This window comes from Peribacillus glennii, from assembly GCF_003429105.1.
Classification (GTDB): Bacteria; Bacillota; Bacilli; order Bacillales; family DSM-1321; genus Peribacillus; species Peribacillus glennii.
This window is the reverse complement of the sequence record NZ_QVTD01000027.1, coordinates 1-1,349: the sequence shown is the minus strand read 5'-3', so window position 1 is coordinate 1,349 and position 1,349 is coordinate 1. Positions and strand designations below refer to the sequence as shown.

Sequence of the window (1,349 nt, the reverse complement as noted above, 5' to 3'; positions counted from 1 at the left end):
TCGGGAGTGCATGAAAAAACACGCAAACACCCAATTTCTTTATACTTGAATTGTCGAGAAACAAGTAAAAGATTGGGGTTGCGTGTAAATGAATATTACCATAGATATTCCAGGATTAAAAGAAGCTATCGTGACACAGGTGAAAGAAACAGAAGGCGTGATACACATTTATGCGGAGATGGAACGGAGGAGGCACCGGTGCCCTCGGTGCCACACAAGAACTAGTAAAATTCATGACTATCGGATCCAAAAGATTCATCATTTAAAATGGTTTGAGAGAACTACCCAGATTTTTTATAGACGCCGCCGTTATGCGTGTGAGTGCGGGAAACGATTTTCAGAGAAAACACCTATTGTCGAGCGCTATCAGAGAACGTCCGTAGAGTGGAATCAGGCCGTGTCCATCCGTGCCATAAAAGGAAAGACGTTTAAGGAAACAGCACAGAATTACGGCACCTCTGCGTCGACCGTTGTGCGTCGGTTCGACCGACTGTCGAAAAGTGACATACATACGGTGCAGCAATTGCCATCGGTTATTGCCATCGACGAATACAAAGGGGACACAAGGGAAGGTAAATATCAATTAATCATTGCCGATGGGATCACAAAGCAGCCGCTGGATATTCTCCCTAACCGCTATAAAACTACGATCAAGCACTACCTGCAAAAGCATGGCGCCCAGGTTGAAGTAGTGATTATGGATATGAGCCAATCTTTTAAGGCAGCCGTAAAAATGGCCCTTGGCCGTCCAGTGATTGTGGCAGACCGCTTCCACTTTTGCCGGTATATTTACTGGGCACTGGATGCGGTCAGAAGGAGGGTGCAACAGGCATTTCATGAGTATGATCGCAAGAAGTGCAAACGAATGAAGCATGTCCTGCATAAAGCCCAAGAACGGCTCACTGACGATGAACGTTGGTATCTGGATCGTTATTTGGGACTGTCCGGGGAACTGAAACAGGCCTATGAATTGAAGGAAGCGTATCGGAACTGGTTTAATCGGGGCTAAAGAAATTGGTCAAGAAAAAATTGATGTTGTCAAAGAGGGATTAAGGGAATTTTATAAAATGGTTGAAGCAGCTGGGATTCCGGAGATGTGTAGAGCCATAAAAACCTTCCAGAACTGGCAAACCGAAATTCTGAATAGTTTTGTTTATGGCTATTCGAACGGTTTTTTAGAAGGGATTAATAATTTAACTAAAGTTATGAAACGAAATGCTTTTGGCTTTAGGGGCTTTAATCGCTTTCTGGCAAAAATCTTATTGTCACATCAGTATAAAGAAATTGGGATTCACATTGGATAAGGGTGACGACAATCAGTCATCACCCCAACATTTGACGGAGAACCT

At 43.7% G+C, this 1,349-nt stretch carries 1 pseudogene; it reads left to right on the top strand.

Annotation, left to right across the window (positions count from 1 at the left end):
* The first annotated feature begins 88 nt into the window (after nt 1-88).
* A pseudogene (locus tag D0466_RS21825) lies at nt 89-1,304 on the top strand (ISL3 family transposase).
* The last annotated feature ends 45 nt before the right edge of the window (nt 1,305-1,349 follow it).